This window comes from Nisaea acidiphila, from assembly GCF_024662015.1.
Taxonomy (GTDB): domain Bacteria; phylum Pseudomonadota; class Alphaproteobacteria; order Thalassobaculales; family Thalassobaculaceae; genus Nisaea; species Nisaea acidiphila.
Genome location: NZ_CP102480.1, coordinates 87,342 through 112,225, shown reverse-complemented (window position 1 = coordinate 112,225; position 24,884 = coordinate 87,342). Strand labels below are relative to the sequence as shown.

25 protein-coding genes are annotated in these 24,884 nt (G+C 61.4%); 15 read left to right on the top strand and 10 right to left on the bottom strand.

Going from position 1 to position 24,884, the window contains the following annotated elements; translation table 11 throughout:
* Nucleotides 1–11 precede the first annotated feature (11 nt).
* Together NUH88_RS00535 and NUH88_RS00530 are read left to right on the top strand one after the other, a co-directional pair.
* A complete protein-coding gene (locus tag NUH88_RS00535) occupies nucleotides 12–464 on the top strand; it encodes a type II toxin-antitoxin system RatA family toxin (RefSeq protein ID WP_257769289.1) in 453 nt (150 codons plus the stop codon).
* Between the two features lie 195 nt (nucleotides 465–659).
* A complete protein-coding gene (locus NUH88_RS00530; protein ID WP_257769287.1) occupies nucleotides 660–1,820 on the top strand; it encodes a trans-sulfuration enzyme family protein in 1,161 nt (386 codons plus the stop codon).
* 2 nt (nucleotides 1,821–1,822) lie between these two features.
* On the opposite strand, the gene NUH88_RS00525 is transcribed toward NUH88_RS00530, so the two are convergent.
* The 3 genes from NUH88_RS00525 to NUH88_RS00515 are packed head-to-tail and all read right to left on the bottom strand — an operon-like array spanning nucleotide 1,823 to nucleotide 3,967.
* Nucleotides 1,823–2,317 carry a CinA family protein gene (locus NUH88_RS00525; RefSeq protein ID WP_257769285.1) on the bottom strand — a complete coding sequence of 165 codons (495 nt, stop codon included), beginning with the start codon at nucleotides 2,315–2,317 and terminating at the stop codon, nucleotides 1,823–1,825.
* A 13-nt stretch (nucleotides 2,318–2,330) separates the two neighbouring features.
* Complete coding sequence (locus NUH88_RS00520) at nucleotides 2,331–2,801, bottom strand: phosphatidylglycerophosphatase A family protein (RefSeq protein WP_257769284.1); 471 nt, start codon at nucleotides 2,799–2,801, stop codon at nucleotides 2,331–2,333.
* Nucleotides 2,798–3,967, bottom strand: coding sequence for a bifunctional 2-C-methyl-D-erythritol 4-phosphate cytidylyltransferase/2-C-methyl-D-erythritol 2,4-cyclodiphosphate synthase (locus NUH88_RS00515; RefSeq protein WP_257769283.1), 1,170 nt, complete (start codon nucleotides 3,965–3,967; stop codon nucleotides 2,798–2,800). The genes NUH88_RS00520 and NUH88_RS00515 overlap by 4 nt, the downstream gene beginning before the upstream one ends.
* 62 nt (nucleotides 3,968–4,029) lie before the next feature.
* On the opposite strand from NUH88_RS00515, the gene NUH88_RS00510 reads away from it, so the two are divergent.
* The 11 genes from NUH88_RS00510 (at nucleotide 4,030) to NUH88_RS00460 (ending at nucleotide 16,954) form a co-directional block, all read left to right on the top strand.
* Nucleotides 4,030–4,827, top strand: coding sequence for a cytochrome C assembly family protein (locus NUH88_RS00510; RefSeq protein ID WP_257769276.1), 798 nt, complete (start codon nucleotides 4,030–4,032; stop codon nucleotides 4,825–4,827).
* A gap of 96 nt (nucleotides 4,828–4,923) precedes the next feature.
* A complete protein-coding gene (dusB, locus tag NUH88_RS00505) occupies nucleotides 4,924–5,913 on the top strand; it encodes a tRNA dihydrouridine synthase DusB (RefSeq protein ID WP_257769271.1) in 990 nt (329 codons plus the stop codon).
* Nucleotides 5,910–7,043, top strand: a complete 1,134-nt coding sequence (locus tag NUH88_RS00500) for a two-component system sensor histidine kinase NtrB (protein WP_257769269.1) — start codon at nucleotides 5,910–5,912, stop codon at nucleotides 7,041–7,043. The genes dusB and NUH88_RS00500 overlap by 4 nt, the downstream gene beginning before the upstream one ends.
* 2 nt (nucleotides 7,044–7,045) lie before the next feature.
* Nucleotides 7,046–8,494 carry a nitrogen regulation protein NR(I) gene (gene ntrC, locus NUH88_RS00495; protein ID WP_257772297.1) on the top strand — a complete coding sequence of 483 codons (1,449 nt, stop codon included), beginning with the start codon at nucleotides 7,046–7,048 and terminating at the stop codon, nucleotides 8,492–8,494.
* An 80-nt stretch (nucleotides 8,495–8,574) separates the two neighbouring features.
* Nucleotides 8,575–10,899, top strand: coding sequence for a sensor histidine kinase NtrY-like (locus NUH88_RS00490; protein ID WP_257769267.1), 2,325 nt, complete (start codon nucleotides 8,575–8,577; stop codon nucleotides 10,897–10,899).
* Entirely contained in the window at nucleotides 10,889–12,283 is a 1,395-nt protein-coding gene (gene ntrX, locus NUH88_RS00485) for a nitrogen assimilation response regulator NtrX (RefSeq protein WP_257769266.1), read from the top strand. The genes NUH88_RS00490 and ntrX overlap by 11 nt, the downstream gene beginning before the upstream one ends.
* Before the next feature lie 24 nt (nucleotides 12,284–12,307).
* A complete protein-coding gene (gene trkA / locus NUH88_RS00480; RefSeq protein WP_257769263.1) occupies nucleotides 12,308–13,684 on the top strand; it encodes a Trk system potassium transporter TrkA in 1,377 nt (458 codons plus the stop codon).
* A 5-nt stretch (nucleotides 13,685–13,689) separates the two neighbouring features.
* Nucleotides 13,690–14,337, top strand: a complete 648-nt coding sequence (locus tag NUH88_RS00475) for an HAD family hydrolase (protein WP_257769261.1) — start codon at nucleotides 13,690–13,692, stop codon at nucleotides 14,335–14,337.
* 118 nt (nucleotides 14,338–14,455) lie between these two features.
* A complete protein-coding gene (gene hfq, locus NUH88_RS00470; RefSeq protein ID WP_257769259.1) occupies nucleotides 14,456–14,707 on the top strand; it encodes an RNA chaperone Hfq in 252 nt (83 codons plus the stop codon).
* Nucleotides 14,708–14,728: 21 nt separating this feature from the next.
* A complete protein-coding gene (gene hflX / locus NUH88_RS00465; RefSeq protein ID WP_257769257.1) occupies nucleotides 14,729–16,030 on the top strand; it encodes a GTPase HflX in 1,302 nt (433 codons plus the stop codon).
* A gap of 159 nt (nucleotides 16,031–16,189) precedes the next feature.
* Nucleotides 16,190–16,954, top strand: coding sequence for an inositol monophosphatase family protein (locus NUH88_RS00460; RefSeq protein WP_257769256.1), 765 nt, complete (start codon nucleotides 16,190–16,192; stop codon nucleotides 16,952–16,954).
* A gap of 25 nt (nucleotides 16,955–16,979) precedes the next feature.
* On the opposite strand, the gene NUH88_RS00455 is transcribed toward NUH88_RS00460, so the two are convergent.
* From NUH88_RS00455 to NUH88_RS00430, 6 genes are all read right to left on the bottom strand, one after another.
* The gene (locus NUH88_RS00455; RefSeq protein ID WP_257769255.1) at nucleotides 16,980–18,443 is read right to left on the bottom strand and encodes an MltF family protein; all 1,464 of its coding nucleotides are present in this window, start codon (nucleotides 18,441–18,443) and stop codon (nucleotides 16,980–16,982) included.
* A gap of 137 nt (nucleotides 18,444–18,580) precedes the next feature.
* Complete coding sequence (gene argC / locus NUH88_RS00450) at nucleotides 18,581–19,546, bottom strand: N-acetyl-gamma-glutamyl-phosphate reductase (RefSeq protein ID WP_257769253.1); 966 nt, start codon at nucleotides 19,544–19,546, stop codon at nucleotides 18,581–18,583.
* 36 nt (nucleotides 19,547–19,582) lie between these two features.
* Nucleotides 19,583–20,332, bottom strand: a complete 750-nt coding sequence (locus tag NUH88_RS00445; RefSeq protein WP_257769252.1) for an SDR family NAD(P)-dependent oxidoreductase — start codon at nucleotides 20,330–20,332, stop codon at nucleotides 19,583–19,585.
* 62 nt (nucleotides 20,333–20,394) lie between these two features.
* Nucleotides 20,395–21,258, bottom strand: coding sequence for a nucleoside triphosphate pyrophosphohydrolase (gene mazG / locus NUH88_RS00440; protein ID WP_257769249.1), 864 nt, complete (start codon nucleotides 21,256–21,258; stop codon nucleotides 20,395–20,397).
* A gap of 301 nt (nucleotides 21,259–21,559) precedes the next feature.
* Nucleotides 21,560–21,805, bottom strand: coding sequence for a phage tail protein (locus NUH88_RS00435; protein WP_257769248.1), 246 nt, complete (start codon nucleotides 21,803–21,805; stop codon nucleotides 21,560–21,562).
* 253 nt (nucleotides 21,806–22,058) lie between these two features.
* Nucleotides 22,059–22,310, bottom strand: a complete 252-nt coding sequence (locus tag NUH88_RS00430; RefSeq protein ID WP_257769247.1) for a hypothetical protein — start codon at nucleotides 22,308–22,310, stop codon at nucleotides 22,059–22,061.
* 39 nt (nucleotides 22,311–22,349) lie between these two features.
* On the opposite strand from NUH88_RS00430, the gene NUH88_RS00425 reads away from it, so the two are divergent.
* The gene (locus NUH88_RS00425) at nucleotides 22,350–22,967 is read left to right on the top strand and encodes a hypothetical protein (RefSeq protein ID WP_257769246.1); all 618 of its coding nucleotides are present in this window, start codon (nucleotides 22,350–22,352) and stop codon (nucleotides 22,965–22,967) included.
* Nucleotides 22,968–23,021: 54 nt separating this feature from the next.
* On the opposite strand, the gene NUH88_RS00420 is transcribed toward NUH88_RS00425, so the two are convergent.
* Nucleotides 23,022–23,669 carry a glutathione S-transferase family protein gene (locus NUH88_RS00420; RefSeq protein ID WP_257769245.1) on the bottom strand — a complete coding sequence of 216 codons (648 nt, stop codon included), beginning with the start codon at nucleotides 23,667–23,669 and terminating at the stop codon, nucleotides 23,022–23,024.
* Nucleotides 23,670–23,870: 201 nt separating this feature from the next.
* On the opposite strand from NUH88_RS00420, the gene NUH88_RS00415 reads away from it, so the two are divergent.
* Nucleotides 23,871–24,884, top strand: coding sequence for a dimethylarginine dimethylaminohydrolase family protein (locus tag NUH88_RS00415; RefSeq protein ID WP_257769244.1), 1,014 nt, complete (start codon nucleotides 23,871–23,873; stop codon nucleotides 24,882–24,884).

The following is a 24,884-nucleotide window of genomic DNA, read 5'->3' as shown; positions in this document are numbered from 1 at the left end:
AAGGCGTCTTCATGCCTACCCATGCCGAGAAACGGGCTGTTCCCTTCAGCCCGCAGCAACTCTTCGACCTCGTAGCAGACGTCCAGCGTTACCCGGAATTTCTGCCGTGGTGCGTGGGCGCCAGGATTCGCAAGCGGGAAGGCAATCTGATCGTCGCCGATCTGATCATCGGCTACAAAATGATCCGAGAGCGCTTCACCTCGAAAGTCACATTGAGCCCGGAGCGCAACCGGATCGATGTCGAGTATGCCGACGGTCCCTTTAAATACCTGAACAACCACTGGGTCTTCGAGGCGCATGACCACGGTTGCATGATCGACTTCTATGTCGACTTCGAATTCAAGTCGCGCATGCTGCAAAAAATCATTGAAGTCTTCTTCAATGAGGCTGTCCGGCGCATGGTCGCAGCCTTTGAGAGCCGCGCATACGAACTTTATGGTTCAGGTTCGTCTTTAGCCGAGTAAGTATCGGGAAAGAAGCGAGAAACTGAAAAAGCAGGCGCGAAACCGCATTGTGAGTTGCTTTTCGTTATTCGTTTCGAATGCGCAATGGCGATGCCGTTTCCGGTACAAAATCGTTGAAGCGAAGGACGATTAAATTCCTTCGCCTTCCATGTTGTGGCCGTCTAGGTTCGCTTCCGGTAAATGCTGGAGCGGGCGATGAAAGACGAGACGAAATGCGTGCTGACCCCGGGGGTCAAAGAAGCGAGGTTCAAGAGTCTGGCGCCGGCTGTCCACAGGGCGTCGACCATTGTTTTCGCCGATGCTGAGGAATACGCAACGCGGGGTGAGCGCGGGCCGGACGGCTATACCTATGGGCTCTACGGAACCCCGACAACGCGTCAGCTCGAAGCGAAACTCCAGGCACTTTCTGGCGCGGCAAGGACACTGCTGGTGCCGTCCGGCCAGGCCTCCAACGCGGTCGCTGCGATGGCGCTGCTTTCCGCCGGTGATCACATTCTGATCGCGGACACGTCCTATCCGCCCATGCGCACCCATGCCGACGATGATTTGAAGCGCTTTGGGGTCGGTGTCGATTATTATGACCCGCTCTCACTCGACGACCTGAAGCGCCGGATACGTCCGGAGACGAAACTGGTCTGGTGCGAGTCGCCGGGTTCAACCACCATGGAAGTTCAGGACATCCCGGCCATCGTCGAGATCGCGCACGCGGCTGGGGCACTCGTCGGCTGCGACAATACCTGGGCGACGGCGCTGGCCTTCAAGGCGCATGCATTCGGTGTCGATATCGTTTCCGAAGCGCTCACCAAATACGCCTCGGGCCATTCCGACATTCTGATGGGCGCCATGTCTTTCGCCGACGAGGAGGTCGCATTGAAGGTCCGGGCCTTCATGGGGCGCACGGGGATTGGCGTGTCGCCGGACGACGCGGCCCTGGTGCTGCGCGGGATGGAGACCATGGCGCTTCGTTTCGCCCATGCGGAAGCGGGCGCACGCCGCCTGATAGGCCGTTTGCAGGCCCACCCGGCGATTGCCGAGGTCTATTGGCCGCCTTTGGAAAGCAACCCGGGCCACGCGCTCTGGAAACGGGATTTTACCGGCGCGGCCGGAGTCTTCACCGTGGTGCTCGCGGATGGCAAGTCGGCCGGGCTGGACGGGGCGTTGGGGGCGTTGAGAACGTTCGCTATCGGGGCTTCGTGGGGCGGGACACGCAGTCTTGTCGCGCCGATGTCGATTGGGAAAGCGCGGACGGTTGCGCCTGTCGTGGGGGAGGACCTGTTCGTCCGCTTCAGCGTGGGCCTCGAGGCCATCGAGGAACTGGAAGCGGATATCGATGCGTTCCTGGCCTGTCTGAGCTGAGGTCAGCCCTCGGCCAGGGCGCGGAGCATCCCGAGCGCATGCAGTACCGTCTGGTGGCGGACACTGCCGCGGTCTCCATCGAAAACCCTGTGATCCGAGATCGTTTTCCCGTTGGTCGCCGCGGCGAAATGTACGAGGCCGACCGGTTTCTCCACGGATCCGCCGCCGGGACCCGCGACACCAGTGACGGCCACCGTGACGTCGGCGAGGGAGTTGGCGAGCGCGCCTTCGGCCATGGCGCGTGCGGTCGGTTCCGAAACCGCGCCATGCGTGGCGAGCGTCTGTTCAGGGACGTCGAGCATCCCCATCTTGGCTTCGTTGGAATATGTGACGAAGCCGCGATCGACCACGTCCGACGATCCGGCGATCTCGGTCAGTGCCCCCGCAATCAGGCCGCCGGTGCAGCTTTCCGCCGTCGCCGCTTTCCAGCCTCGCTTGCGGCAAGCGTTGAGCACCTGGGTCGCGCTCGCGCGGATCTCTGTATCGAAATTGTCCATGGGCGCGGATCCTTCAGACGAAATGCTGGTAGGCGAGGACCATTAGCGCGGCATAGACGCCAGCGAAGAGGTCATCGACCATGATACCGGCCGCTCCGTCCAGTTTCGAGTCGGCCCAGCCCGCGGGAAATGGCTTGGTGATGTCGAAAATGCGGAAGGCGGCGAAGCCTATGGCGAAACTGACCGGATCGAGCGCCGCCGGGAGCAGGGCGAGCCATTGCCCGGCGACCTCGTCGATGACGACTTCCCCCGGATCCTTCCACCCGAGTGCCTTGGAATAGGTCCCGGACGACCAGAACCCGATCAGTGTCACAACGATGACGCCGCCTGCCAGCAGTTTCCAGCCGCCGAAGGCAAGCATCGCCCAAGCGAAGGGAACGGCGGCAAGGGAGCCCCATGTGCCGGGTGCGACGGGCGCATGCCCGACCCAGAAGAAGGTCGCGGCGATGCGCGCCGGGTGCAGGAGAGGCAGCGGTGCGGTCACGGTGCTTCCGCAGGCAGGAGCACCGTCGCGGCTGCCTGCGCGGCGATACCTTCGCCGCGGCCGGTAAAACCGAGCTTCTCGGAGGTCGTGGCCTTCACGCTTACCCGCCCCTCGGATAGTCCCAGTATCTCGGCGATCCGCGTGCGCATCGCGGGGCGATGCGGGCCGACTTTGGGGCGTTCGCAGATCAGCGTGACGTCGATATGGGTGATCCGTCCGCCGCGCCCGAGTACCAGATCGCGGGCATGGGCGAGAAACCGGTCGGATGCTGCGCCTTTCCATTGCGGATCGCTCGGCGGGAAGTGGCTCCCGATATCGCCGTCGGCGATGGCGCCGAGCAGAGCGTCGGTGATCGCGTGCAGGCCGACATCGGCGTCGGAATGGCCGATCAGGGTTCGGTCGTGCGCGATCTCGATGCCGCAGAGCATGATCGACTCGCCGGGGCCGAGCCGGTGAACGTCGAAGCCGGTCCCCATCCGCGGCTCCATCTCGGTTCCCGCCATTTGTTCCGCGCGCGTCAAATCATCCTCCGTCGTGATCTTGAAGAGGGTTTCGTCGCCCTCGACCAGTCGTACGTCAAGTCCGAGTTCTTCCAGGAGGGCCGCATCGTCGGTCGTCGATTTTTGAGTCTTTTCATGTGCTTCAAGCAGGGTCTTGAAGTGAAAGCCCTGCGGCGTCTGGGCACGGAACAGCCGGTTTCGGTCCTCCGTGCCTTCGACCGGCCCGTCCAGCGCGGCGGCACGCTTCAAAGTGTCCGCGACGGGGAGGGCGGGGATTGCTCCCGGGGCCTCGTCGAGCGCGGCGAGCACCCGGTCTATGACGCTGCCGGCGACGAAGGGGCGCGCCGCGTCATGTACCAGCACCTGTTCGGGTGCGTCTTCGACAAGCGCCCGAAGGCCATTCATCACGGATTGTCCGCGCTCCGCACCGCCCTCGACAGGAGGCCGCAGGTCCAGTCCGGCGACCGCTGCCTCGTAAAGCGCCCGGTGCGCCGGATCGATGACGACGCGGATCGTCCCGATTTCCGGATGAGCGCGGAACCTATCCAGCGCGTGCCGCAATACAGGAACGCCGGCAAGTTTCAGATATTGTTTCGGAATCTCGCTGCCGAGCCGGGTTCCGCGGCCGGCGGCGACGATCAGGAGAGCGGTCTTTGACCGGGGCACGGATCACCTCAATTTGCTCTGGCACTTCTGAGCGGGCGGCATGATATAGTGGTGACATGCCAATGTCTTTGCTCTTGAACCTCTCGGCCCTTTTGGCGCTGCTACCGGTCGGCCTGTTCTCGCTCCGCGCGCCGGCGCGAACGGGCGGGCTGTTCTGGGCATTGCTTGCTGTGGCGACGGCGGGGCCTCTGCTTTATGTCGTGATCTCGCTCGGTGCGAGCTGGCGGTCCGACCTCGCGATGGCCCTTTGGCTGGCGGTTTCCGCAAGTTTGCTGGTCTTTCTGCCGCTCTGCCTGATCCGGCCCGCCGCACGCGGACTGACCGCGCTGCTGGTGCCGTACCTGTTTCTGATGGCGCTGGGCGCCACCCTGGCGGGTGCGGTCGAACCGGCGGTCGCGCTCTCGGAGCATCTGCCGGGCGGCTGGTTCTCCGCCCATATCGCCATCGCGCTCGCGACCTATGCGTTGCTGACGCTGGCGGCGATCACCGCGCTTGCGATTTTCTTGAAGGAGCGGGCGCTCAAGAGGAAGCAGATGTCCTCCGGAATAGCCGCCGTTCTCCCCTCCGTGGCGGATTGCGAGCGGCTGCAGGACCAGCTTTTGGGCGGCGCCGTCATCGTGCTGTTTGGCGGGCTCGCGACGGGGATCGCTCTTCAGCTATACCGGTCGGGCCATGTGCTCAAGTTCGACCACAAGACGGTGCTGTCGGTCGTGACTTTTCTGGTGCTCGCCGGGCTCTGGATCGTGCATAGCCGGTTCGGAATGCGTGGCCGAACTGTCTCCAGACTGGTTCTTGTTGCATATTTGTTACTGACGCTTGCCTATCCCGGCGTCAAGTTCGTGGCCGAAATTCTCGCCTGACCGGCGGAATTTCCCTATAGCTGAACAAATTCCTATTTTGACAATTTTGCGAGCAGTTGCTTAATTCCTGAGCAAAGCTTCGCAGGTGCACAGTTAATGACCATCAGGATTGGCGATATCGCTCTCGAGAGCCCGGTATTTCTCGCCCCCATGTCCGGGGTGACCGACCGGCCGTTTAGGCGTCTCGTGCGTGAATTCGGTGTTGGTCTGGTGGTTTCCGAAATGATAGCGAGCGCCGCCGTCCTCAGGGCGGAACGCGAGGAGATGTTCAAGATCCCGCAGGATATGGATCTGGAGCGTCCGCTCGCGGTTCAGCTCGCCGGCTGGGATCCTGGGATCATGGCCGAGGCCGCCCGCTTCAATGTCGATCGGGGGGCCGAGATCATCGACATTAATATGGGCTGTCCGGTGAAAAAGGTCGTCAACAAGCTCGCCGGCTCCGCCCTGATGCGCGACGAAGTACTGGCGGGCCGGATCATGGAGGCCGTCGTGAAGGCGGTACCGGTTCCTGTGACCCTGAAGATGCGTACCGGATGGGATGAGACCGACCGCAACGCGCCACGCCTCGCGAAGATCGCGGAGGAGGCGGGTATCCGCCTGATCACGGTGCATGGGCGCACGCGCAGCCAGATGTACAAGGGCACGGCCGACTGGCGCTTCATCCGCGCGGTCAAGGACGCCGTCGCGCTGCCGATCGTTGCCAATGGCGACATCAACAGCCTGGAAGACGCCGACAACTGCCTCGCGCAATCCGGCGCCGACGGTGTGATGATCGGGCGCGGCGCTTACGGACGTCCGTGGTTCCCGGGCCAGGTCGCGGCGCATCTTGCCGGCAGGGCCGCGCCGGCAGATCCGACAATCGAAGAGCGGGCCGAGATCTTGCAGCGCCATCTTGCCGGGATGCTGTCTCATTACGGGGAACACCTCGGTCTGAAGCTGGCGCGTAAACATATCGGTTGGTACGCGGCCGGCATTTCCGGTTCCGCGGAGTTCCGCAAGATCGTCAACAACACCATGGACCGTCAGATCGTCGAGCAGGCGATTGTGAGGTTCTTCGGTACGGCGCTCGAGAGGCAGGCGGCATGAGCATGGTCATCAATCCGGAGCCGCGTTCCGTCACTGCGTCTCCGGCGGCAATCGATCCGACTGGCGTGCTGCATGCCGTTCCGACGCCGGTCATCGGGCTCGATGAGCGGAACTGCATCGTCTATGTGAACATGGCGGCCGAGCATTTCCTGCAAGGTAGCGCCGCTGTTCTGGACGGCACGCCGCTATCGGACCTGTTGCCGCCGGACAGCCCGGTCTTCAGCATGGTCGAGCAATGCCGGAGGCAATCTTCGGTCCTGTTCGATTACGACTTGATCCTGGAAGGCCCGCGGATCGGCTCGAACATTGTGAGCGTACAGGTCTCGCCGCTCACGGACCGCCCGGGCGCTGTCGTGCTTTCCCTGCAGATGCGCTCGATCGCGAACCAGCTCTACCGCCAGCTCAACTTTAAGGGGGCGGCGCGTTCCGTCACGGCAATGGCCGCGATGTTGGCGCACGAGGTCAAGAATCCGCTTTCGGGGATCAAGGGCGCGGCGCAATTGCTCGAGCAAAACGCGATCGAGGCCGACCGCCCTCTCACCAAGCTGATCTGCGACGAGACGGACCGGATATGCGGGCTCGTCGACCGTATGGAGGTTTTCACCGACGATCGTCCGATCGAGCGCAGCCCGGTGAATATCCATGAAGTGCTGGATCACTGTCAGAAGATCGCGGAATCCGGCTTCGGCAGCCGTATCAGGTACCATGAGCGTTACGATCCGTCCCTGCCGCCGGTGCTTGGAAACAGGGACATCCTGGTGCAGATTTTCGTGAACCTTCTGAAGAATGCCGCCGAGGCGATCGGCGACGCGGACGGAGAGATCCACATGTCGACGGCCTACCGCCACGGCATGCGGATCTCGGTTCCGGGATCGGCCCGGCGGGTCAATCTGCCTCTGCAGGTGACCATCCGCGACAGCGGCCCGGGTATTCCGGACGATATGAAAGCCACAATCTTCGATCCCTTCGTAACCTCCAAGCGCAACGGTTCCGGCCTTGGGCTGGCCTTTGTGGCCAAGGCTGTGGCCGATCATGGCGGGGTAATCGAAGTGGACTCCCAGCCGCGGCGAACCGAGTTCCGGCTCTCGCTGCCGATCGCGGATATTTCCGAGACTTACGCACTGGCATGACAATGGACAGCGCTTCCATCCTGATCGCTGATGACGATCAGGCGATCCGTACCGTACTGACGCAGGCTCTGACCCGGATCGGTATGGATGTCCGCTCCACCGGAAACGCCGCAAACCTGTGGCAATGGGTCGAGAGGGGCGAGGGTGATCTGGTAATCACCGATGTCGTCATGCCCGACGAAAACGGTCTCGATCTGCTCTCGCGTATCCGCAAGGTGCGCCCGGACCTACGGGTCATCGTGATGAGCGCACAGAACACACTTCTGACCGCGGTCAAGGCGAGCGAGCGCGGTGCCTTCGAATATCTGCCGAAACCGTTCGATCTCGCCGAACTGGTGCAGGTGGTGCGCAAGGCGCTGATGGCGCGCGCGGAAGGCGCAGTGCCGACCGTCAAGGAAGCGGAAGTCTCGGAGGAGGAGCTGCCGCTCATCGGCCGTTCCCCGGCGATGCAGGAAATCTATCGCGTTCTCGCGCGCCTGATGGGTACGGACCTGACGGTGATGATCGCGGGCGAGTCCGGGACCGGCAAGGAGTTGGTAGCGCGTGCGCTGCACGATTACGGCAAGCGCCGCGAAGGGCCGTTCGTCGCCGTGAACATGGCGGCGATCCCGCGCGAGTTGATCGAGAGCGAACTGTTCGGGCACGAAAAAGGCGCGTTCACCGGGGCGACCACGCGTTCAAGCGGCCGTTTCGAACAGGCGCGGGGCGGCACGCTCTTCCTCGATGAGATCGGCGATATGCCGATCGAGGCCCAGACGCGTTTGCTGCGTGTGCTGCAGGAAGGCGAGTACACCACTGTCGGCGGCCGCTCGGCGATCCAGGCGGATGTCCGTATCGTTGCTGCGACCCACCGCGATCTCCGCCAACTGATCCGTCAGGGCATGTTCCGCGAGGATTTGTTTTACCGCCTCAATGTCGTTCCGCTTCGGTTGCCGCCGCTGCGCGAGCGCAAGGAGGACATTCCGGATCTGGCGCGCCATTTCCTGATGCTGGCGCAGAAGGAAGGCCTGCCGGAAAAAACCATCGACGGCGCGGCCATGCAGCGGCTCACTGCCTATAACTGGCCCGGCAATATCCGCGAGCTGGAAAACCTCGTGAAGCGTCTGGTTGCGCTCTATTCGGAAGAAGTGATCGGCGCCGCCGCCATCGAGCAGGAGCTGGCCGATACGCCTGCGGGAGCGGGTGAGGAGGCGGGTGACAGGAGCGAGAACCTCTCGGATGCGGTCGAGCGCCATTTGCGGACCTATTTTGCCGCCCACGGCGATAATCTGCCGCCCGCCGGTTTGCATGACCGGATCCTGCGCGAAGTGGAGCGGCCGTTGATCCTGCTGTCGCTTGATGCGACCAAAGGCAACCAGCTCAAGGCCGCTTCCATGCTCGGTCTGAACCGGAACACGCTGCGCAAGAAGATTCGCGATCTCGGCATTCCCGTCGTGCGGGGCGCGCGCTAAGCCCCGGACTTCAGAGCTCGTGCACCGGCCAGCCGATTGAGTTAGAACTCTTTATCCGATTTTGCACCAGCAGGTGAGGCATGCCGGCCGAAGCCAGTACCGAGGCCCACACTCCCGAGACAGCACCGTCCGGCTCGGCCGGGCGCTTTGCCAGTTTCACCCGCCGGTTCCGGCTCTGGGCCCAGCGTGTCGGGTTCGAGCGGAAAGCGGCCTATGTGCTCGCCGGGCTTGCGATTCTGGCGGGGCTTGGAACGTACGGCGTTTTCACTCAGGCCGGACCGGCCGGCCCGGATCCTGACGTCGTCCTCGCGATCCTCTATCTCGATTTCTCGCTCCTCCTCCTCCTCGGCGTGCTCGTCGCATGGCGGATGGCGCGTCTCTGGGTCGAGCGGCGGCAGGGACTTGCCGGATCGCGGTTGCATGTCCGGCTCGTGATCATGTTCTCGGTACTTACCGTGGCGCCGACCATCCTTGTCTCTGTCTTTTCGCTGGTGATGTTCGATTTCGGGATTCGCTCCTGGTTCAGCGAACGGGTTTCGACCGCAGTCACGGGATCCGTCGCGGTCGCGGAACGGTATCTGGAGGAACACCGTCAGGTGATCCGTGGCGATGTGCTCGCCATGGCCAACGATATAAACCGGGAAGCGCCGTTTCTGGTGAACAATCCACAGCGTTTCAGCCAGGTTCTGCGCGCTCAGGCGGCGCTTCGCAACCTGACCGAGGCGGTCGTTTTCGACAATACGGGACGGGTGCTCGCACGGACGAATCTCGCGCTTTCTTTCGATTACGAACCTCCGCCGGAATCGGCAATGTCCCAGGCTCAGCTCGGAGAAGTCGTGGTGCTTACGACGGATTCCGAAGACCGGCTCCGGGCCTTGATGCGTCTCGACAGGTTCGTCGATGCCTATCTCTTCGTCGGCCGCTTCGTCGATGCCGATATCATCAGCTATATTGTTCGCACCAAGGAAGCCGTCGACCAGTTCACGGAACTCGAAGGGCGGCGCTTCGACATTCAGGTCTCGTTCATCATGATCTTCGCGATGGTGGCCCTTCTTCTGCTGCTCGCGGCGGTCTGGATCGGTCTCAATCTCGCGACCCGAATGGTGCATCCCATCAGCGATCTTATCGGGGCGGCGGAGCGAATCAGCGCTGGTGATCTCTCCGCACGGGTCTCCGGACCTGTCGAGGCGGACGAGATGGGGTTGCTCGCCCGCGCCTTCAACCGGATGACGCGTCAGCTCGAAATGCAGCGCAGCGAGCTGATGAGCGCGAATCGGCAGATCGATGCTCGCCGGCGGTTTACCGAGACGGTCCTCGGCGGGGTTTCCGCAGGCGTCATCGGCCTCGATACAGAGGCGCGAATCAATCTGCCGAACCGTTCCGCGGCGGGGTTGCTCGGCGTGAATACGGATTCTCTGGTGGGGCAATCGCTTGAAGAGCAGATTCCGGAGATGTCGGATCTACTGGAGCAAGCGAGGCGCAATCCGTTCCGGCAATCGGAAAAGCAGATCGAGATCAACAGGGGGACGCGGAAGATTACGCTCCTCGCGCGCATCAAGGCGGAAGTCGCGGATGGCAAGGTTTCAGGCTATGTGCTCACGTTCGACGATATCTCCGAGCTCTTGTCGGCGCAGCGCATGGCGGCCTGGGCCGACGTGGCGCGGCGTATCGCGCACGAGATCAAGAATCCCCTGACCCCGATCCAGCTCTCGGCTGAGCGCCTGAAACGTAAGTATCTGAAACAGATAGAGGCGGATCCTGAGACTTTTGTTGAATGCACGAACACAATCGTGAGACAAGTAGGGGATATTGGCCGGATGGTCGACGAGTTTTCCGCCTTCGCGCGGATGCCGGCCCCGGTCATGCGGAAGGAAAACCTGATCGATCTGATCCGGGAGCAGGTGGTTCTTCAGCGCTCGGCGCAGTCCGGGATCGCATTTGATTTCGATGACGGTCCGGAGCCGATCGAACTTGAGTGCGATCAGAGGCAAATGAGACAGGTTTTGACTAACTTGTTGCAGAACGCGATCGATGCAATTCAGATGGTGGAGAGCGACGGGAAGCGTGCGGCGGACGCTCCGAGGCACCGCGTATCCGTTTCGGTTCAGCGCGACGAAAACCGGGTCATTGTCGATGTCGACGATACGGGGCGGGGGCTGCCGGACAAGGATCGTGAACGCCTCACGGAGCCTTATGTCACGACACGCGAAAAAGGCACGGGTCTCGGTCTGGCAATTGTCAAAAGAATCATGGAAGATCATTCAGGGTCGATATCGCTCATGGATCGCGAGGAAGGCGGTACCCGTGTGCGGCTTACTTTCCGCGACACTGCCGAAGCGCAGGACAATGATGACAAATCACAATCAGACGAAAGCGTTCCCGGGCTGAGTTCTCATGGCGCATGATATTCTGATCGTAGATGACGAGGCCGACATCCGCACGCTGCTTGCGGGTATCCTCGAGGACGAAGGCTACGAAACCCGCCAGGCCGCCAACAGTGACGAAGCGCTTGAGGCGATAGACACGCGGCGTCCGGGACTGGTCATTCTGGACATCTGGCTGGAAAACAGCGCGCTCGACGGCCTCGGTATTCTCGAGCGGGTCGGGACTGCGCATCCGGAAGTGCCGGTGATCATGATCAGCGGGCACGGTACGATCGAGACTGCGGTTTCGGCGATCAAGACAGGTGCCTACGACTTTATCGAGAAACCATTCGAGACCGAGCGTCTGCTGCTGCAGATCGGTCGGGCGCTTGAGGCCGCGCGGCTGAAGCGCGAAGTGGCCGAGTTGAAGGCGCGGACTGATACGGACGACCAGCTGATCGGCAATTCCACGGGAATTGCGCAGGTAGTACAGGCGATCGAGAAGGTCGCGCCGACCAACAGCCGGGTGTTGATCACTGGACCGGCGGGCGCCGGCAAGGAAGTCGTTGCCCGGATGATCCACACGAAGTCGGCGCGCGCCGAAGGTCCGTTTACGGTCCTGAACTGTGCCACTCTCAGTCCGGAACGCCTGGAGATTGAGCTGTTCGGAGCCGAGCGCTGGGACGGCGACGGCGAGGACAGCGGGCGCAGTGTCGGCATGCTTGAGCAGGCCCATAAGGGGACACTGTTCCTCGACGAGGTCGCCGACATGCCGAAGGAGACTCAGGGCAAGATCGTCCGGGTACTGCAGGAACAAAGGTTCCGCCGCGTCGGGGGCGAGCGGGAGGTTGCCGTCGATGTGCGGGTGATCGCCTCGACCAACCGTGATCTGCAGCAGGAAATCTCGACCGGCCGGTTCCGCGAGGATCTCTATTACCGTTTGAACGTGGTTCCGATCTCGGTGCCCGCACTCTCGCAGCGCCGGGAGGACATCCCGATGTTGAGCCAGCATTTCATCGAACGGTCGGCGCGCAGCTCCGGCATGCCGCACCGGATGCTGGCCGAAGATGCGATTGCCGCTTTGCAGTCCTATGACTGGCCGGGCAATGTCCGTCAGTTGCGTAACGTGATTGACTGGCTGCTGATCATGGCACCGGGGGCGGCAAGCGACCCGGTGAAGTCCGATATGCTGCCGCCGGAAATCGGCTCTGCGGCGCCGGTGAGTCTCAATTTCGACAAGGGTGTCGAGATCATGGGCATGCCGCTCCGGGAGGCGCGCGAGATGTTCGAGCGCGAATATCTGCTTGCACAGGTCAATCGTTTTGGCGGCAATATCTCGCGGACGGCGAACTTCGTCGGGATGGAGCGCTCAGCGCTGCACCGCAAGCTGAAGTCACTCGGGGTCAGTGCCGAACGCTCCGCCTAATCCTTCTGGGAACAGGATCGCAGAATGAAAGTCGTCATTTGCGGGGCCGGTCAGGTCGGCACCAGCATTGCCCAGCATCTTGCGGGCGAAAACAACGACGTGACCGTGATCGATCAGGATGCGGTCCTGATCCGGAAGATCACCGAGACGCTTGATGTACGAGGTGTCCACGGTCTCGCCTCGCTGCCCACGATTCTCGAGGATGCGGGGACGCGTGACGCCGACATGCTGATCGCCGTGACCTATTCCGACGAGGTCAATATGGTGGCCTGTCAGGTCGCACATTCGCTCTTCAACGTGCCGTCCCGCGTCGCACGGATCCGCCAGCAGGACTATCTGCAGCCGATCTGGGCGGATCTCTTCAGTCGCGAGAATATGCCGATCGATCACATCATCTCGCCGGAGCGAGAGGTGGCGAAGGCGATCGGCCGGCGGCTCCAGGTTCCCGGCGCGTTCGATGTGGTGCCCATGGCGGATGGAGCCGTCCGAGTGGTCGGCGTCCGGTGCGACGAGGATTGCCCGATCGTCAACACGCCGTTGCGCCAGCTTACGAGCCTATTTGCCGATCTCAACATCGTGGTCGTCGGGATCATCCGGGACGATCGCGGCATCGTGCCGAAACCGGATGATCACATGCTGCCTGGCGACGACGTCTATTTCGTCTGCGATGCCGACCACCTCACGCGCGCGATGGCGGCCTTCGGGCACGAAGAGGAGGAGGGGCGCAGCGTCATTATCGCCGGCGGAGGCAATATCGGCCTGATGCTGGCGGAGGAAATCGAGTCCAAACACTCCGGCGTAAGCGTGAAGGTGATCGAGTTCGACCGCGAGCGCGCGAAACTCGTTGCGCAGACTCTAGATCATACGATGGTGCTCAACGGCGATGCGCTCGACATCGAGATCCTTGAGGAAGCCAACGTCGCGCAGACGGAAACCTTCGTTGCAGTGTCCAACGACGAGGAAGTGAATATTATCGGCTCGCTGCTGGCGAAACGCGCCGGGGCCGACCGCACGGTCGCGCTGATCAACAAAGGCACATACGCCTCGCTGATTTCCACCCTTGGCGTCGACGCCGTGGTGAATCCGCGGGCGATCACCGTTTCGACAATCCTGCAGCATGTCCGTCGAGGACGGATCCGCGGTGTCTACTCCCTGCGCGGGGACTTCGGCGAAGTCATTGAGGCGGAAGCGCTGGAGACCTCTCAACTCGTCGGGAGCAAGCTTCGGGACGCCAAGCTGCCGGCCGGCGTTATCGTCGGCGCCATTTATCGCGGAGAGAGCGTTCTGGTGCCACGGGGCGATACGGTGATCCAGGCCCAGGACCGCGTAATTTTGTTCGCGACCTACGAGGTTGTGAAGAAGGTCGAGAAGCTGTTCGCCGTTCGGCTCGATTTCTTCTGATCGTCATGAGCGCGAGACCTAACGCCATTCTGTTCGATTGGGACAGCACATTGGTCGACAACTGGCCGGGCGTGACGGCGGCGATGAACGCCGCGCTTAATGCCTTCGATCTGCCGTCCTGGACCGAGACCGAAATGCGGGCGCGAGCGAAGCGTTCGATGCGGGATAATTTTCCGACGATTTTCGGCGCGCGCTGGGAAGAGGCGCGGGACGTTTTCTACAAGGCTTTCGAGGAACGCCATCTGAGCGCGCTTCAGGCGCTGGCCGGCGCGGAGGACTTGCTGTCGGCATTGCGGGACCGTTCCATGCTTCTGGGGGTCGTCAGCAACAAGAACGGCGATTTTCTGAGGGCAGAGGCGGAAGTACTCGGCTGGTCCGGATATTTCCACCGTATCGTCGGTGCGACCGATGCGAAGAAAGACAAGCCGGCCCGGGAGCCGGTCGATTTGGCGCTTATGGATTCGGGCCACTCGGCAGGCGAGAGGGTCTGGTTCGTCGGAGATTCGCTCGTAGATCTCCAGTGCGGGATCGAGAGCGGCTGTACCGCTGTCCTGATCGGAGACGATCCGATTTCGGAAGCCGACCTTGAAAAATGGCCTCCCGCCTTTCATTTCGCTGATTGCGACGAAATGAGGCGTGCGCTGACCGATTGAGTTGGGCAGGGAAATAGTTATATAAAGAGGATACTCATCTCGCATTTGCGAGATGAGTGGCGGTGCCAAGCTTGTTCCGGCACACGCTTGATAGGCAACGAACAAAAGGTCCGTGCAAATGGCCAACGATAAGAATCAAAACGTTCAGGAAGTGTTTCTCAACACGATCCGGAAGAACAAGACCGCAGTCACCATCTTTCTCATCAATGGCGTGAAACTCCAGGGCATCGTGACCTGGTTTGACAATTTCTCGCTGCTGCTGCGACGTGATGCGCATTCCCAGTTGGTCTACAAGCACGCGATCTCAACGATTATGCCGTCCCAGCCCGTTCAATTGTTTGAGCCGGCACGGGAAGAAGAGGGCAGTTGAGCTTGAGAGAGCGGGGCGTGCATGACTAGCACGCCGGATGCAAAGAGCGGTCGGGCACTTGTTGTCCACCCTTTCGAGAAACAAGGACCGGCAAACGATCCTGCGGCGACGCGGGACCCGGAGTCGCGCCTTGCCGAAGCGGTCGGCCTTACGGCAGCGATTGAGCTCGACGTCGTTCACAGCGAGGTCGTCTCGCTCAATCGTGTCCGCCCTTCGACCTATATCGGCGGGGGAGCGGTCGAGCGCCTCGCGGGCACGGTAAAGGCGATGGAGATCGAGGTCGCCATCGTCGATGCGTCCCTCTCTCCGGTGCAGCAGCGCAACCTAGAGAAAGCGCTCGAATGCAAGGTCATCGACCGGACCGCACTGATCCTTGAGATCTTCGGGGCGCGTGCCCGGACGCATGAAGGGCGCCTGCAGGTCGAACTCGCCGCGCTGACTTTTCAACGCAGCCGGCTGGTGCGGTCCTGGACACACCTTGAACGCCAGCGTGGGGGACTCGGTTTCGTCGGCGGCCCGGGCGAAAGTCAGCTTGAAATCGACCGGCGGCTGATCGGCGAGCGGATCTCCCGGATCCGCAAGGAACTCGAGGACGTGAAGCGGACGCGCGAGCTGCACCGGGATTCGCGCCGCAAGGTGCCCTATCCGATCGTCGCGCTGGTCGGTTATACGAACGCCGGAAAATCGACGCTGTTCAACCGGCTGACCGAGTCCGAGGTGTTCGCGAAGGATCTGCTGTTCGCGACTCTCGACCCGACCATGCGCCGGCTCGATTTGCCGTCGGGACGCACGATCATCCTGTCCGACACGGTCGGTTTTATTTCCGATCTTCCGACCCATCTGGTCGCCGCCTTCCGGGCGACCCTGGAGGAGGTCCGCGAGGCGGATATCCTCCTTCATGTTCGCGATTACTCGCATCCGGATAGCGAAGCGCAGCGCAGGGACGTGCTCTCCGTGCTGCGCGATCTCGGATTGGAAGAGGAAAAGCTTGAGGAACATACGGTCGAGGTTCTGAACAAGATCGATCTGCTGGAACCTCTGGAGCGCCACGAAGCGCTCGCCGGCGGCAAAATGCGCAAGATCGCTGTATCGGCGCTCGACGGAACCGGTTGCAAGGATGTCCTCACGCTTCTGGACGAGATGCTTGGGGCAGGTGACGTGACGCGGACTTTTGAGCTGGACGTGACGGACGGGGCCGCGCTCGCCTGGCTTTATGAGCATGGTCAGGTCGTGGACAGGCAGGATCTGGATTCCGAGATCCTCATGAAAGTTCGCATGACGCCAGTCGACGCCGAGCGGTTCGAAGCGCGATTTAACGCGTGATTCCAATAACGTGCGGAAGCACACTTACAAGCATTACGGATGAGGCTAGTCTGTGGCTTCTTTGATTCGACGCTCGTCGGCATTCCACCATAGGCACTGATGAACAGATACCCAGATCCATCCGCCGTCATTGGGATCATGCGGGAGACCGCGAATTCTGTGATTTTACCGCGCTACAGATCGCTTCAGAGCGGGGAAATCCAGGAAAAGACCGGCCCCGACGATCTCGTGACGATTGCAGATATCGAGTCCGAACGGCGCATGACGCCGCTGCTGAAAGATCTCCTGCCAGGATCCTACGTCGTCGGAGAGGAAGCGGTATCGGCCGATAATCTGGTTCTAAATGCACTGACCGAGGACGCGCCGGTCTGGATCGTCGATCCGGTCGACGGGACGCGGAACTTCGCGCGGGGCGACCGCAAATTCTGCGTCATGGTTGCCTTGCTTCACCGCCGGCAATCCATACTGGGCTGCATTCTCGACCCGCTCGGCGAACGCTGTGCGGTCGCGTCGCGCGGAAGCGGGGCGTGGATGGTTTACAACGGCGGACGGGAAGAGCGGTTATCCGTTCTGGGAGGCCGCCCCTGCATCGAGATGCGTGGCGCTCTGAATTTCCGGTTTCTTTCCTCGCCTCTGAAGGAGGAGATGAAGGAACGCGCGAAAACCGCCGTCGGGGAGCATTTCCGGTACGGCTGCGCCGGTCACGAATATCTGACCCTGCTTACCGGCGCGGCCCATTTCGCAATGTATCCGAAGAACATGCCCTGGGATCACGTGGCCGGGACCTTGCTGCACGAGGAAGCGGGCGGGTTCCATGCCCGTTTCAACAAGATGCCTTATATTCCGCATCAGCTGGACGGCGGCCTGCTGCTTGCCCCCGATGAGCCGTCTTGGGACGATCTAAGGGACCGGCTCTGGCCCTGATCTGCCATCGCCGCTTCAGTGGCCTCTATTGACTGTTGGCGGGCCCTGCTTTCGATCGGTGCGCGACCTGCAGGAATTTGTAGGAAACGAAATACTTGTAAATATTCCGTACGTAGATCACGGGTTCGCGGCTGACGCTCCGCGCCGTGGCGATTTCCACATTGTCGAACCAGACGTTGGGGTCGAGCCCCATCTTGGCCGCCTTACGCCGAGACTTTGCAATGTTGCCGGGCCCGGCATTGTAAGCGGCGAAAGAGAACAGCACGCGATCGAGGTCGGAGATTTCAGGATCGTCGAAATAGTGATCGAAGAGGTGCCGGAGATATTTGACGCCCGCGTGAACATTGGCGTCCGCTATTTCGATATTCGGAATGCCGACGACAGGATCGCGCGCGGTCCGAGGCATCACCTGCATAATTCCGATCGCCCCCACATGGCTTTTCTTTGATTGGTCCAGCCGGGATTCCTGATAGCCCTGCGCGGTGATCATCAGCCAGTCGAATTCGTAGAGCCCTGCGTAGTTGCGGATAATATCGACGGTTTCCTCGAAGCGTTTGACGGCGGTATCCGTGCCCACATTCTCGACGAGAGTTTCCTTGTTGAAGAACCGTTTGATCAGAATGTTTCCGGTCAGTGAGCCTTTCCTCACGGTTTTCGCAAATGCGTTCATCGCTTTGAGAAGGTCCGGGTTGTCCGGACGGACTGCCCAGGCAATCTCACCGCCTTCGTGGACGGCGAGTTCCGGGATGACGCGCAATCCGTCGAGAACCTCGGCATAGATCTCGGCCTTGTGATCGTCGACCACGGTCGCCGCGATGACTTCCGAATTGACCAGCTCGAGAATATCGAAATCCTCTAGTTTGTCGTCGATCTCGCGCACTTCGATTTCCGGTTTGCCGGCGGCCTTCCGCTTCGTGTTCAGTGCAGATAGATGCTCGAAATAGCTGCTTGAACGGCGGACATGAATTGGCGTCGCGGCGAGATCGTCGAAGCTTTTTACGCCGGCGCCGGAGGGCCCCGCGACGACCAGTTCGCGGACATTCTTCCGCGTCGGGATCGTGAAGGAGACCTCCTTTCTGCGCTCCGGCGTGATGGTGAGGTTGGCGATCGCGATATCGGCGACACCGTTGAGAACGGCAGGGATAATCTTGTCCCGGGCCATCGGCATCAGGACCACGGCATAGGATCGGCGTTTGCGCTGCTTCTTGTAATGATTGTTCAGGTATGTCTCGAAAATATGCTGGAACTCGACGGCGAGACCGCCTTCCGTCGCGCCGTCGGCCCGGAAATACATCGGACTGTTCGCTGTTGCGACGCGGATGAATCCGCGCTCCAGAATGCCGTCGAGATCGCCCGTCCAGCGCGTGAGGGCATGTTCCAACAAGGGGTCGATGTCTGAGGTGCCGGTCTGTCCCGGCGTCTGGCCCAGAGCGGGCGACATTGAGGCAAACGGCAGAAGAACTGCGAGCAGGAGGAGGATGTTACGCATGATCCGGCGTCCTGTTTCAGCAAGTGGCGTTGGCTGGAAAGCTCCCGGTTACGCGAATGTCCGGCCGGCTATCCGCGAAATTCTTGGACACCGGGCGGGCGACCCGTCCGCCCGGCGCATTACTCCGAACCTTGCGATCAGGCCGCACGCTCGAAGTTGAGGCCGAGCCCTTCTTCCAGTCCCAGCATCAAGTTCATATTCTGCACCGCGGCCCCGGACGCTCCCTTGCCGAGATTGTCCAGTGTGGCCGCGAGCACGCATTGCCCGCTCTTCTCATTGGCAAAGACGTGGAAGCGGATCGTGTTGGTGTCGTTCATCTCCTCCGGATCGAGCCGGAGCAGGGCGCTTGACTGTTCCAGTGGCGCGACCTCGGCGAACAGGTGCCCGCTATAGTGATCGCTGAGACACTGATGGATTCGTGCCGCCCCGACGCCGCCGGGAAGCGCCCAGAGATGCAGCGGCACGTAGACCGCCATGCCTTTGTAGTAGCGTCCGACGCTCGGCTGGAAAATCGGCACATGCTCCAGCATGGAATATTGCTGCATCTCGGGAAGATGCTTGTGCTGCAACTGCAGTCCGTAGGCGAACACCGCGGAGGAGATGTGATCATCCGCTGAGCTGTCTTCCATGGACTGGATCAGGTTCTTACCGCCGCCCGAATAGCCGGAGATCGCATTCACGGTGACTGGATAGGTGGCCGGCAGCAACGCGTTCTCCACCAGCGGCCGGATCAGGCCGATGGCGCCGGTTGGATAGCAGCCCGGATTGCCTACGAAGCGGGCGTGCCGAACGGCGTTCTCGTGGCCCTCCGTCATTTCCGGGAAACCGTAGACCCAGCCATCGGCCACACGGTGCGCGGTCGAGGCGTCGATCACCTTGGTCTCGGGGTTCTCGATCATAGATATGGCTTCGACGGCTGCCGCGTCGGGCAGGCAGAGGATGGAGAGATCCGCCTCGTTCAGCGCACGGCGTCGGGCGTCGGTATCCTTGCGTTCCTCCGCGCCGAGGCTGATCAGCGAGACATCGTCCCGGCCCATCAGCCGCTCGCGGATCTGCAGGCCCGTGGTCCCGGCTTCTCCGTCGATGAAAATGCGTACCGCCATAGCGGATCTCCTTGCATGCGCGGCCCTCTGCCGCGCCTATTTCCGCACAATATTGAAAGGCGAGAAGGCTTGGCAACCCGCCATCATCTCGATCCGGTTGATGTTGACGTTTGCGGGACGCGAGGCCGCCCAGAAAATGGCGTCTGCGATATCCTCGGCTTTGAGAGGGTCCACACCGCTATAGACGTCGTCGGCCTTGTCGGTATCGCCCTTGAAACGGACGGCGGAAAACTCGGTATTGGCCAGGCCCGGCTCGATATCCGTCGCGCGGATGTTCTTGCCGACAAGGTCGGCGCGAAGGTTGAGCGTGAACTGCTTCACGAAGGCCTTGGTGGCGCCGTAGACGTTGCCGCCCGGATAGGGCCAGTTGCCGGCAACGGAGCCGAGATTGATGACATGCCCGCTACCGGCCGAGACCATGTGCGGGAGCAGGGCGCGCGTGCAATAGAGCAGGCCCTTGATATTGGTATCGATCATGGTTTCCCAGTCCTCGATCGCCACTTCGTCGGCGCCTTCGAGGCCGAGCGCGAGGCCGGCATTGTTCACCAGGACGTCGACCGGTTTGAAGCTGTCCGGGATACCCGCGACAGCTGCGTCGACGGCAGCCTTGTCCTGCACGTCGAGCGTGATCGTATGGCTCGGCGTCGGCAGCTCGCCCTTGAGTTTCTCCAGCCGCTCCGCCCTGCGGCCGGCGATGATGGTCTGCCAACCCTCGGCGGCAAAGCGACGTGCCGCCGCTTCGCCGAAACCGGAGGTGGCGCCGGTGATGAATACTGTCTTCGCCATTTGCTGTTTTCCTCTGGGAAATGAGTCCGGGCAAGGTGTTGCCGCTCGCTCTTAAAGTGATTTCAGGATTTCTCGGATTGCTTGGCGCGCTGCCAGAGCGCTTCCATCTCGTCGAGGTCCGACTCTTCCATGGATTTGCCGTGCTCGTCCTGCATCATCGTTTCGACAGCACGAAAGCGGGTTTCGAACTTCCGATTGCAGCGGCGTAATGCGCTTTCCGGATCGACTCCGAGCTTGCGTGCGAGATTGACGCAGACGAAGAGCAGGTCGCCGAGTTCGTCCTCGAGACGGTCCATATCCTGCTCGGACGGGTTGGGCCGCATTTCCGCGCGGACCTCGCCGATCTCCTCGTCGAGCTTGTCCAGCACCTGCTCGGCGGCCGGCCAGTCGAACCCGACGCGCGCGGCGCGCTTCTGCAGTTTGACGGCCCGCATTAGTGCAGGGAAAGAGGCGGGTATGCCGTCGAGTGAGCTGGGGCGCATTCCGGTCTCAGCAGCCTTGCGGGCACGCTCTTCGGCTTTCTGCGCTTCCCAGTTTCGGGTTTGCGCTTCGGAGTCCGCGACATCGTCGGTGCCGAAGACATGCGGATGGCGCCGGATCATCTTTTCCGCGATGCCCTCGGCCACGCTGTCGAAATCGAAATGCCCGGCCTCGCTGCCCATCTGGGTGTAATAGATCACCTGCAGCAGGAGATCGCCGAGTTCCTCTTCCAGGTGCGGCATGTCGCCTTGCGCGATCGCATCCGCAACTTCGTAAGCTTCCTCGATCGTGTAGGGGGCGATGGTTTCGAACGTCTGTTCGATGTCCCAGGGGCATCCACTCTCGGGGTCGCGCAACGCAGCCATGACCCGGCGCAGACGCTCGATGGGCGGCAGGTCGGCTGCGGGCGGAGTGACGGCAGTCGGTTTTCGCGATTGGGCGCTCATGATGGCGGCACCTTAATGACTGAGGGAAGGCGCTAAAAGCGGTAAACGCGCAAAGACACGATTTACGCGCCAGCCGTTACAGGAAGAGGGCGGAGGGGGCAGGAAAGATTTATCGATTGGAGGCTCGGGGCTGAGGTGCCTAACCGATTGATTCGGGACGATTACAGCCATGGTGCCGCAATATGACCCGAACGATCGCTGTTCCAGAAGGAAGGCTGGTTGGAGAGGGCCAAAGCGAATCTTGCGAGCCGATTGGTCGATCGCGAGATACGCCAGGCGAGTGCCTTCGGCCCCGATATCCTCAGGGTAGGAAATTCGGACTGCCAATCATTTGGCCGAGTGAAATGTCGGACAATCCGTTCCCTTGTCCGATTCCGATCGGAGCTCTGCCTCGCAAGTCGGGAAGCGCGAATTGCGATTGTCCATCTCCGCCGTAACTCGTTCCAATGAGTGAATAAAGGTTCGGGTTGTCCTCGATCGATATCAGACTTCCGTCGGAATATGCCCATCCGTCAGGGGTAATCGTTCCTGCGAAGAGTGAAATCATGCCGACATACGGATAAGAGCCCTGCGATGCGCCGGAATCTAACGGTGTCGGGCCGGCCAGTAGAGGTTGGGACCCGTGTACCGGGCTTGGAGTGGCAAAAGGGAAGTTTCTGCAAAAGATTCACGTCGCATTGAGAGCTTGAGCCAAAGGTATTGGCGGAGGGCGCGAATTAAGAGTGGTTGTGCGAAAGGTCGCACTGGGCATTTGTCCCATAATGTATATTATGGGAAATATAGGATATAATTGAAATCACTCACCCTTTAATCGCGATCTTCGCAGCGGGCACGTTCCCGCCCTGATCCAGCGCGGCTTTGAAGGTCGTTCGCGTATCCGAATTGTCGAACCCCTTCGAGAACCGGATCATGCCGTCCGTCGTACGCAGCAGGACATTGTGTTGACGGCACAGCGCGGCAAGGTCGCCCAGAAAGGCTGCGGCCTCTTCCTTGTTCAGCAGCAGTTTTTTGTGATCTTTCTGCAGCTCGCCGATGAGGTTTGGGTCTATCATGAACGCGTGTCCTTCGGTCGCGGCATTGCGGATGACGATGTGGGCAGGATAGCACTCGAAGACGCTCTCAAGAAACCTGGCCGGGTCATCACCTGGCATGCGGGCGAACGTAGTCGCTCGCACAAGACATCGACGCGGGAGGATTACATCACCGTCGTCCCGAAAGAGCTTGCAGGCATGCTGCCCGCCATCGGGTCGACAACGACGCTCTATGAGTTTCTGGAGCTTTTCGTTGAGGAGTTGCTTTACGAGCGCCTCGAGGCGGAACGCGCCAACCCGGACGCAATTTCGCTCGACGCGGCACCTATCCTGGAACTGCGCGGCTATTTCGAGCGCTGGATGGAATTCTATGTCCGCGAGGTCATACCGCCACTGCCTGATCCGGGAGGCGCCGGCGGCGCGGCCGGTTTCGTCGATGCGATCCAGAGATCGCAGCCGCGCTGGCTCATTCTGGCGAACCAGAACGCCCGGTCGGAAGCCAAGTGTCTCAAGGGGTTCGAGACCCTTATTGATGTCGCGGAAACGGTCGCCGGGAGGTTCGATCTGCGCCTCGATCTGGAAATGGCGCGCAATGGGTTCCGAAGCATGCTGCGTCGCCGTGCCGAAGCCGAAGGCCGTCCCACCGACTGGTCTCTTCTCGATTTGCGCACAATCTGACTCAGCAGATAAAGAACGCGTTCTATCAAATTGAGAGTGTTGAAAGTTTCGGCTTCAGAAGCTCGTTTTTCCCTTCAAATCCTGGAACGGAATCTTGACATGTTCCTGGTAGGCCGGACGCTCTTGCAGGCGTTCGTACCATGCTTCGACGCGCGGCAGCGGCGGGCGCTCGAGATCCATGCCGAAATAGCGGTAGAGATGGGTTCCGGCCGGTATGTCGGCGAGGCCGAGACGGGCGCCGCCGAGATAGTCCCTGCCCTCCAGCGCCTCGTCCAGACGCTTGAAGTATTGATTGCTAAGTTCCTGGTTTTTCCGGATTGCCGGCCAGTCGCGCTGCGCTTCGGGCGTGCGGAAATAGCCCCAGAAGATGCCGGTCAGAAAGGTCGGCTGGAGGCTGCTCTGGGTCCAGTCCATCCAGCGGTCGGCCCAGGAGCGTTCAGCGGGATCGTTGGGCCAGAGCGACGCATCGCCGTAGACCGCCGCGAGATAGCGCAGGATAGCGTGGGATTCCCAGATCACCGTGCCGTTGTCGTCGATCACCGGGACTTTGCCGTGCGGGTTCATGCGCCGGAACGCCGGGTCGTCCAGTCCGCCGGCATCGCCGCCGAGAGTCGTGTGCTCGTGCTCCAGTCCGAGCTCTCCGACGAGCCACATTACCTTCTGCACGTTGAAGGCGCTTCGCCTGCCCCAGATTTTCAGCATTGATCGCTCTCCCGATGCCGACCGGTCCCCAACCCGGGACGGCTGCATCCTAGCGGTGCGGTTCAGGCACGAAAGTGAAATCGACGGGAGCTTTCGCTGCAGTGCGGGAACGAGTGTCTGAGTAAAGCGGAATGCCGTGTGTCCTTACACGCGTCGTAGGCTACCGAACCTTCCTGTCTTTCCCCGAGGAGTACAACGACCATGGGCGCGGTGAGTGAGTTCGAGTACCGCTACAACATGACCATCAAGGCCTTTCCGTCCCACGCGGAGCCGGGTTTCGAAAGCGCGGCCCAGCAGGAGCAGGTCTGGGGCCGGCAATGGGGCTGCGACAACGATGTCGGCCGGTTGCGCATGGTGCTGATGCATCGCCCGGGCGAGGAAATGAGCATCATCGACCCCGCGAAACGGCTGGAGCATCTCGGCTCCTACGGCGATGAGGAAGGCCAGACCTGGTACTGGCGCGGCGACGAGGTCTATCCGCTGGAGGAATTGCAGGCACAGCATGACGGGTTGGCCGACGCGCTCCGCGCCGAGGGTGTCGAGGTGGTTTACCTGAAGCGCTGCGCACCCGGGAAGCACAAGTCGGTCTATACGCGGGACTCCTGCATCGGCGTGAAAGGCGGTGCCATCGTTACCCGCCTCGGTCCGATCGTGCGCCGCGGCGAGGAAGCGCCGGTGACGGAAACCCTCGGCTCCATCGGCATGCCGATCCTTCGTACCGTGCACGGTACCGGCCTGATGGAAGGTGGGAGCTTCATCTGGCTGAATTCGAAAACTGCGGTGATCGGTAGGTCATCGCGCGTGAACGAGGAAGGGACGCGGCAGGTCGAACAGGTGCTGAACGAACAGGGCGTCGATCTACTGCGAGTCGATCTTACCGGCTACCGGCTGCATATAGACGGGGCGATGGTGATGATCGATGTCGATACCGCGATCGTCAATCCGACCATCCTGCCCTTCTGGTTTCTGGAAAAGCTGGAAGACCTCGGTATCCGGACCATCGAGGTGCATCCGGACGATCCCTCAGGCACCGTCAACTGCATCGCGGTCAGGCCGGGACGGGTCATTATGGAAGCGGGGCTTTCGCCGCGGACCTCGGACACGCTGGACAAGCTCGGGATCGAGATCGTGAATGTGGACTACGCGAAAATGTTCCAGGGCGGCGGCGGCATCCATTGCTCCACCTCGCCGCTGATCCGCGATAGCGTCGACTGA

Bases quoted from the DNA above. Each gene is read 5' to 3' on its own strand.
- NUH88_RS00415 (WP_257769244.1), top strand. From the start codon at position 23,871: ATGGGCGCGGTGAGTGAGTTCGAGTACCGCTACAACATGACCATCAAG.
- ntrC (WP_257772297.1), top strand. From the start codon at position 7,046: ATGGACAGCGCTTCCATCCTGATCGCTGATGACGATCAGGCGATCCGT.
- NUH88_RS00525 (WP_257769285.1), bottom strand. From the start codon at position 2,317: ATGGACAATTTCGATACAGAGATCCGCGCGAGCGCGACCCAGGTGCTC.
- NUH88_RS00510 (WP_257769276.1), top strand. From the start codon at position 4,030: ATGTCTTTGCTCTTGAACCTCTCGGCCCTTTTGGCGCTGCTACCGGTC.
- trkA (WP_257769263.1), top strand. From the start codon at position 12,308: ATGAAAGTCGTCATTTGCGGGGCCGGTCAGGTCGGCACCAGCATTGCC.
- hflX (WP_257769257.1), top strand. From the start codon at position 14,729: ATGACTAGCACGCCGGATGCAAAGAGCGGTCGGGCACTTGTTGTCCAC.
- NUH88_RS00535 (WP_257769289.1), top strand. From the start codon at position 12: ATGCCTACCCATGCCGAGAAACGGGCTGTTCCCTTCAGCCCGCAGCAA.
- NUH88_RS00445 (WP_257769252.1), bottom strand. From the start codon at position 20,332: ATGGCGAAGACAGTATTCATCACCGGCGCCACCTCCGGTTTCGGCGAA.
- mazG (WP_257769249.1), bottom strand. From the start codon at position 21,258: ATGAGCGCCCAATCGCGAAAACCGACTGCCGTCACTCCGCCCGCAGCC.
- NUH88_RS00530 (WP_257769287.1), top strand. From the start codon at position 660: ATGAAAGACGAGACGAAATGCGTGCTGACCCCGGGGGTCAAAGAAGCG.
- hfq (WP_257769259.1), top strand. From the start codon at position 14,456: ATGGCCAACGATAAGAATCAAAACGTTCAGGAAGTGTTTCTCAACACG.
- NUH88_RS00490 (WP_257769267.1), top strand. From the start codon at position 8,575: ATGCCGGCCGAAGCCAGTACCGAGGCCCACACTCCCGAGACAGCACCG.
- dusB (WP_257769271.1), top strand. From the start codon at position 4,924: ATGACCATCAGGATTGGCGATATCGCTCTCGAGAGCCCGGTATTTCTC.
- NUH88_RS00455 (WP_257769255.1), bottom strand. From the start codon at position 18,443: ATGCGTAACATCCTCCTCCTGCTCGCAGTTCTTCTGCCGTTTGCCTCA.
- NUH88_RS00435 (WP_257769248.1), bottom strand. From the start codon at position 21,805: ATGATTTCACTCTTCGCAGGAACGATTACCCCTGACGGATGGGCATAT.
- NUH88_RS00430 (WP_257769247.1), bottom strand. From the start codon at position 22,310: ATGATAGACCCAAACCTCATCGGCGAGCTGCAGAAAGATCACAAAAAA.
- ntrX (WP_257769266.1), top strand. From the start codon at position 10,889: ATGGCGCATGATATTCTGATCGTAGATGACGAGGCCGACATCCGCACG.
- NUH88_RS00420 (WP_257769245.1), bottom strand. From the start codon at position 23,669: ATGCTGAAAATCTGGGGCAGGCGAAGCGCCTTCAACGTGCAGAAGGTA.
- NUH88_RS00475 (WP_257769261.1), top strand. From the start codon at position 13,690: ATGAGCGCGAGACCTAACGCCATTCTGTTCGATTGGGACAGCACATTG.
- NUH88_RS00500 (WP_257769269.1), top strand. From the start codon at position 5,910: ATGAGCATGGTCATCAATCCGGAGCCGCGTTCCGTCACTGCGTCTCCG.
- argC (WP_257769253.1), bottom strand. From the start codon at position 19,546: ATGGCGGTACGCATTTTCATCGACGGAGAAGCCGGGACCACGGGCCTG.